We start from the raw sequence: 5,863 nt of genomic DNA, 5'->3' as shown, positions 1-5,863 counted from the left end.
TGTCCTCGAACGACCGCGCGGGGTGCTTGCCGTCCGGCGTCTTGGTGTCGTAATCGATCGAGCCGTCAATCATGACGCTCGTGAAGCCGATCGCGATCGCTTCCTTGCAGAGTTTGAGGTTCGGCCCGTGGTCGAGGTGCAGGACGATGGGCAAGCCGGGGTTGTCCTCCACCGCCGCCGCCATCAGGTGCTTCAGGTACACGAGGTTCGTGTACTCGAGGGCCCCGCGGCTGGCCTGGATGATGACGGGCGAGCGGGTCTCCTTCGCCGCGGCCAGGATGGCCTGGATCTGCTCCATGTTGTTGACGTTGTACGCCCCCACGCCGTACCCGCCCTTGCGGGCCTCATCGAGCATCTGTCGCATCGGGCAAAGCGGCATCTTGGGCACTCCTTTCCGATTTTGCGGCGTTCGTGTTCCTCCGCCGTCGTTTTCGCCCCGGCGGAGCGCGGGCAGTATAACACCAAGCCCGGGGATTGCAATCCTTGGTCGCCGTGGCGATCCCCGGGCTTTGTGTGGTGGTTATCGGCGGGTGGCACGGCCGGTCTTGTCCGGCCGTGCTTCGCTACTCTCCCAGCCGCACGCGATCCTGCTTCGCATTCCGTCCCAGGTGGAACAGGCCCTCGCTCGTCCACTTCTGCTTCTGCCGCGCCGGCACCTGGACCACGTACTCCACGGTGTGATAGTCGAAGAGTTTCGGCGAGTCCTCCATCGCAAACTCCACGTGCCCTGGAAGGACGTGGCGGATTTCGACCTTGATCGCCTTCGCCCGGTAGTTCCGGACCTCTTCCTGCCACTTGCGCTTCTCGTTCCAACCGACGACCACGGGCGGCGAGTGGTCGAAGATGAAGTCGCTCCGAGCCAGGTCCAGCACCACCCGCTCGTACACGAGTTCGTCATCCGTGCCGACGTTCAGTTCCACCTTCTCCTTGATGGGGATGTACTTGGTGGCCTGCGTCGTGTAATACGCCAAGCCGTCCTTGCCGTTGTCGCGGAAGACACGGATGACGCCGTCCGGCAGGGGCGACTCACCCATCTTGTGTTCCTCATCGTTCGCCAGGATGAAGAACCGCACCGGCCGCGGGCCGTACTGGTGCTCGCGCAGGCGATAGAGGATCTCGAACGGCACCTGGCGGGCCTTGAAGGACACCATCCGCTGCGCCCAGCCGTTCTTCACCGTCTGCTCGCCTTCGACCGTGAAGATGAAGTACTCGGAGAGGCCTTCCTTGACGATGCGCGGGGCGCGCTTAAAGGACGCGAACGGGCCAAGGTCTTCGAATGAATCAGAGGCCACGTCTGCCTGCTGGATCGCATCAAGCAGAGCCCCCCTCTGAAGCCTCTTATCACCATTCTTGGCCGGCATGCGGCCGCGCGCGAGTTGCTGGATCTTCTCGACGAGGTTGATGACTCCCACGACGAGGCGCACCTGGGCCCCCTCGTAATCCTCGCCCGAGTTGTTCACCACCGTCACGTACCCGTCGCACGCCATTTGCGTCTCTTCCGGGTTCGTGATCATCACGTAATCCGCCGACCACGCGATGCCCGACGTAAAGTACGACACCTCCACCTTCGCCTGGCCTTCGAACTGCGAGTCCACCTCCCAGATGAGCACCTGCGGCCGGTCGGCCGGGAACGTGGTATCCAGGACCTCGATCTCGCCCTCGTGTTCCAGCGGCCGGAAGTACACGCTCGTCGGGTCGATGAGCGTCCCCGCCCACGAGAACTGGAGACGGTTCAGGCCCTTCTTGAAGGTAATCGACCGCGTCTCCTTGACGAGCGTCAGGTCCTCGGAGTTGTAGATCGTCAACTGGACCGTGTTCCGCGGCGGCAGGGTCACCAGGTCGATGTTTCGCGCCTGGGCTGCGGCCGCGGCAAGAAGCGCGGCGACGACGGCGATGGGCAATCGGCTCCTCACGGGTTCTAATCCTTCTTCAACTCGACCCGGTTCTGCTTCTGGTTCTGCCCCAGGTGGAACAGGCCGTCACTCGTCCACTTCTGCGTTTTGCGGGCCGGCACCTCGACCACGTATTCCACCGTGTGGTAGTCGAACAGTTTCGGCGAGTCCTCCATCGCAAACTCGACGTGCCCCGGAAGGACGTGACGGATTTCGACCTTGATCGCCTTCGCCCGGTAGTTCCGCAGTTCTTCCTGCCACTTCCGCGTCTCGTTCCAGCCGACGACCACGGGCGGCGACCCGGCGAAGATGAAATCGCTCCGCGCCAGGTCCAGCACCACCCGCTCGTACACGATCTCATCATCGGTGCCGACGTTCAGTTCCACCTTCTCCTTGATGGGGATGTACTTCGTCGCCTGCGTCGTGGTTGTCGCGGAAGACCCGGATCACGCCGTCCGGCAGGGGCGACTCGCCCATCTTGTGTTCGGTGTCATTCGCCAGGATGAAGAACCGCACCGGCCGAGGGCCGTACTGGTGCTCCCGCAGGCGGTAGAGGATCTCGAACGGCACCTCGCGGGCCTTGAACGACACCATCCGCTGCGCCCAGCCGGTGCGCACGGTCTGCGTGCCCTCGACCGTGAAGATGAAGTATTCGGAGAGGCCTTCCTTCACGATCCGAGGAGCGGCCTGCGGCGCTCCTCCCGCCGGCGCCTCGGCTGAGGCCACCGCCATCTTCATGGCCCGGGCGCGCAACTCGGGCGGCGGAGGCTGCCCCGGCGCGGGCGGCGGACCGCCCTGCGCGAGTTGCGCTATCTTCTCCACCAGGTTCACCACGCCGACGACGAGCCGAACCTGGGCCCCCTCGTAATCCTCGCCCGAATTGTTCACCACCGTCACGTACCCGTCGCACGACATTTGCGTCTCTTCCGGGTTCGTGATCATTACGTAATCGGCGCTCCACGAGATGCCGCTTGTAAAGTAGGAGACCTCCACCTTCGCCTGGCCCTCAAACTTCGAGTCCACCTCCCAGATGAGGACCTGCGGCCGGTCCGCCGGGAACGTGGTATCCAGCACCTCGATCTCGCCCTCGTGTTCCAGCGGCCGGAAATAGACGCTCGTCGGGTCGATGAGCGTCCCCGCCCACGAAAACTGGAGGCGGTTCGAGCCCTTCTTAAAGGTAATGGACCGCGTCTCCTTCACCAGGGTCAGGTCCTCGGAGTTGTAGATCGTGAGTTGGACCGTGTCCCGCGGCGGCAGGGTCACCAGGTCGATGTTCCTGGCCAGCCCCGCGCTCCCCGCGAGGAGCACGAGTGCCGTCGCCGTCAGTAGTGCGCGTTTCATGGCTCGCTCCTTTCGCGAGAGAGGGTTACCATTCGTTCCGGAAGAACAGGTGCAGCAGGAACACGACCTCGTCGGGCTTCTTGTCGGCCTCCTTCGGTGCGGCCGGCAGAGGGACGTGGATCTCCACCTTCTGGGCGCTCTTGCGTTCGACCTTGCCCTTGTCGGTCGTCTCGCCGGCGAGTTCCCACTGCGCGTCGCGGTCCTTGTGGCCGCTGCAGAACTCGTCACGAAGCACGTTCATGTCCTCTTCGATGTCCAGCACGGCCGCGTCCTTCTTGAAGTTCTGCACCTTGTACTGGACGATCACTTCCTGGTGGTACTGGTTCCCGTGGACGGCATGGTTCTGGTTGAGTTTGACGGTGCGTTCGACCTTCACGTCGCGCGCGAGGCCCAGGTACAGTTTCATTTCGTCGTCGATGGGGGTGAACTTGCCCCAGTCCTCGCCCGTGAACGCCTCGCCCCCGCGGCCGTCCTTCTGGAAGATGCGCACCTTGCCATACGGCAGCGGGAACTTGCCCAACTGGTTCGCCTCGTCGTTCTTCAGGACGTAGTGCATGGTGACGTACTTCTGGAAAGGCTCGTCGGGGACCGGCTGGCCGGTGCGCCAGTTGAAGATGAATTGTTTCTTGATGGGCACTTTCAGGAACTTTTCGAGGAGCATTTCCTTGGATTCCTGGAGGCCCATCTCCTTGCGGAAGTACTGGCCGATGCCCGCCCACACGCCGGAGGCCCCGAACTCCTCGCCCGAGAAGTTCCACACCCGGATGTAGTTCCGCAGCGTCAGGCTCGATTCGTCAAACTCCGCCGTCGCACGGTAACTGAACGTGCGGTTCAAGTTCCCGATGAGGTACGAGATCCGCACGCGCACGGGGCCCGCCTTGTCGGCGAACACCTCCCACACCAGCGCGTTCTCCCCCGGAGGATACGCCACGTGGATCACGCGCACCGCGTCGCCCACCTCCAGCGGCCGAAACAGGATCGTGTACTTATCGATCTGCGTGTTCGACCACGAGAAGTCCACCTGGTTCATCCCCTTCAGCAGCGTCACCACCCGTTCCTCTTCCACCAGCGTGGCGTTCGCGTTGTCCAGTTGGATTTCGACGCGGGACCGCACCGGCAGCGTCGCCAGTTTGATCCGCGCCTCGGCCGACTGGGCCAGCACCGCCACCACCAGCGCCGCCACCACCCACCCATACCGTTTCGCACGCATGACCGTCTCCTTACCTGGTTCCCTTCGCATTCGATGAGCCTTGCCTAACATGCCTCGCCCCTCAGCCCTCTTGGACGGGGGCCGGGGAGCGTTGGTTCCATTTTCCTCGTTTCCGAGGGGGCGACCAAACTATTTTTCGCGCGCCTTTCGAGCGCGCTTCCGCAGAAAGCCGTTCCGCCGGCCACAAAATCGCAGGGCCGGCCTTCGCCATAAGTGTCTCTAGAGCAAGAACTTACACTCACTGGCGCGGCCGCCCTTCCTCCCGGCGCCGCGCCGGATTTGACTGCCGCGCCCTCGCGCGTATATTTAATCGTGGCTGAAAAGCCCGCTTCCCCCGGTGCACGGGCTGCTGCGGGTCGTCCGGCATGCCGCCGGGATGCGACCGCTTGAAGAAGCGCCCAGTGCACCAGCGCGAGCAACGGCCCCCAGGGGGGCCTTGAAGGACAACTGAATAGGGGCAGTACCCGTTGCCGGCCCCGCGCGAGGTTGGACGGTCCGGACCCAAGGTCCGGCGCCGACCAGCGGATGAACGCCTCCGCCCCGCGCGTCGGCCGGACTTCGGGACCGCGAATCGGCCCCGCGCCGCCCCGGCCCCTGGCCGCGAGCGGCCCGACTGAGGCGTCTCGAGGGTCCCAATCCCTCTCCCGACCCGGCGGCAATGTGCCGCGAGGTAAGTCCCGGCCCCAAAGGCCCGGGACTTATCTTTTCGGGCGCCCGCCTCCAGGCGGAAGCGTCTCGCCCGGAATGAACCGGGGACGAATCGTGACGTCCGCGGCCGGCTCGCCGCGCGCAAACACCAAAAGCATCTCCGAGCCCGCCTGAACAATCTCGCGCGCGTCGAGTTCCAGGCGCGCCGGTTCCCGCACGAAGGCCGGCGCCGCTCCGGCCGGCGCCCACACCGCCACCGCCACCTCGTCGGGAATGCGCGCTGCATGCTGCGCCAAGGCCGCGAGCGCTCCCTCCGGCTCCGCGCCGGCCAGGATGAAGCCGCGGACGCTCCCGTCCGCCAGAAGCGATTCGGCCCACCGCCAACCGGCCGGTCCGTCCGCCTGCTCCGCGGGGCCGATGAGGTTTTCTTCCACCCGGAGCCGCGCGCCCGCCACCGCCCGGCGATACGCCTTCGCCATCGCCTCGCCCGGGGCGCCCGGCGCGAGTTGAATCGCCAGCGGCGCCGCCCCGCGCCGGACTTGTCCGCCGTAGCCCTGCGACTTGTCCCCCGACCTGTCCGCCAACTTGTCCGCCGTAGCCTCGGCGAAGGCGGAAGCCCGCAGGGCGGCGGCGGAAGCCTTGGCGACGGCGGAAGCCTTGGCGGAGCAGAGGCAAAGGCGGATCATCTCGGCCGCGAGGTCGCCGACCGCCTCGCCCCAGGCGATGCGGACGGCCGGCCCGTCGCCCTCGCCCGCGAGTTCCACGAACGGGA

Annotated in this window: 6 protein-coding genes; all 6 read right to left on the bottom strand. The window is 65.3% G+C overall.

Going from position 1 to position 5,863, the window contains the following annotated elements:
- A partial coding sequence (locus tag NTX40_01380) for a class II fructose-bisphosphate aldolase (GenBank protein MCX5647741.1) occupies window positions 1-379 on the bottom strand: 379 nt, incomplete at its 3' end.
- Between the two features lie 184 nt (window positions 380-563).
- Window positions 564-1,913 carry a hypothetical protein gene (locus NTX40_01375; GenBank protein ID MCX5647740.1) on the bottom strand — a complete coding sequence of 450 codons (1,350 nt, stop codon included), beginning with the start codon at window positions 1,911-1,913 and terminating at the stop codon, window positions 564-566.
- Between the two features lie 5 nt (window positions 1,914-1,918).
- On the bottom strand, window positions 1,919-2,278 hold the full coding sequence (locus NTX40_01370) for a hypothetical protein (protein MCX5647739.1): 360 nt from the start codon (window positions 2,276-2,278) through the stop codon (window positions 1,919-1,921).
- Window positions 2,253-3,233, bottom strand: a complete 981-nt coding sequence (locus NTX40_01365; GenBank protein ID MCX5647738.1) for a hypothetical protein — start codon at window positions 3,231-3,233, stop codon at window positions 2,253-2,255. Before NTX40_01365 ends, NTX40_01370 begins: the two co-directional genes overlap by 26 nt.
- 25 nt (window positions 3,234-3,258) lie before the next feature.
- Entirely contained in the window at window positions 3,259-4,443 is a 1,185-nt protein-coding gene (locus NTX40_01360; GenBank protein ID MCX5647737.1) for a hypothetical protein, read from the bottom strand.
- Window positions 4,444-5,141: 698 nt separating this feature from the next.
- A partial coding sequence (locus NTX40_01355) for a hypothetical protein (GenBank protein MCX5647736.1) occupies window positions 5,142-5,863 on the bottom strand: 722 nt, incomplete at its 5' end.

Source organism: Planctomycetota bacterium (assembly GCA_026387035.1).
In the GTDB taxonomy this organism is placed as follows: Bacteria; Planctomycetota; Phycisphaerae; order FEN-1346; family FEN-1346; genus JAPLMM01.
Note: the sequence above shows the minus strand (reverse complement) of the source record. Positions and strands in the feature narration are given on the sequence as shown.

What these genes read in the sequence shown, in the direction of transcription:
- NTX40_01365 (MCX5647738.1), bottom strand. Translation starts at nt 3,233, where the DNA reads ATGAAACGCGCACTACTGACGGCGACGGCACTCGTGCTCCTCGCGGGG.
- NTX40_01360 (MCX5647737.1), bottom strand. Translation starts at nt 4,443, where the DNA reads ATGCGTGCGAAACGGTATGGGTGGGTGGTGGCGGCGCTGGTGGTGGCG.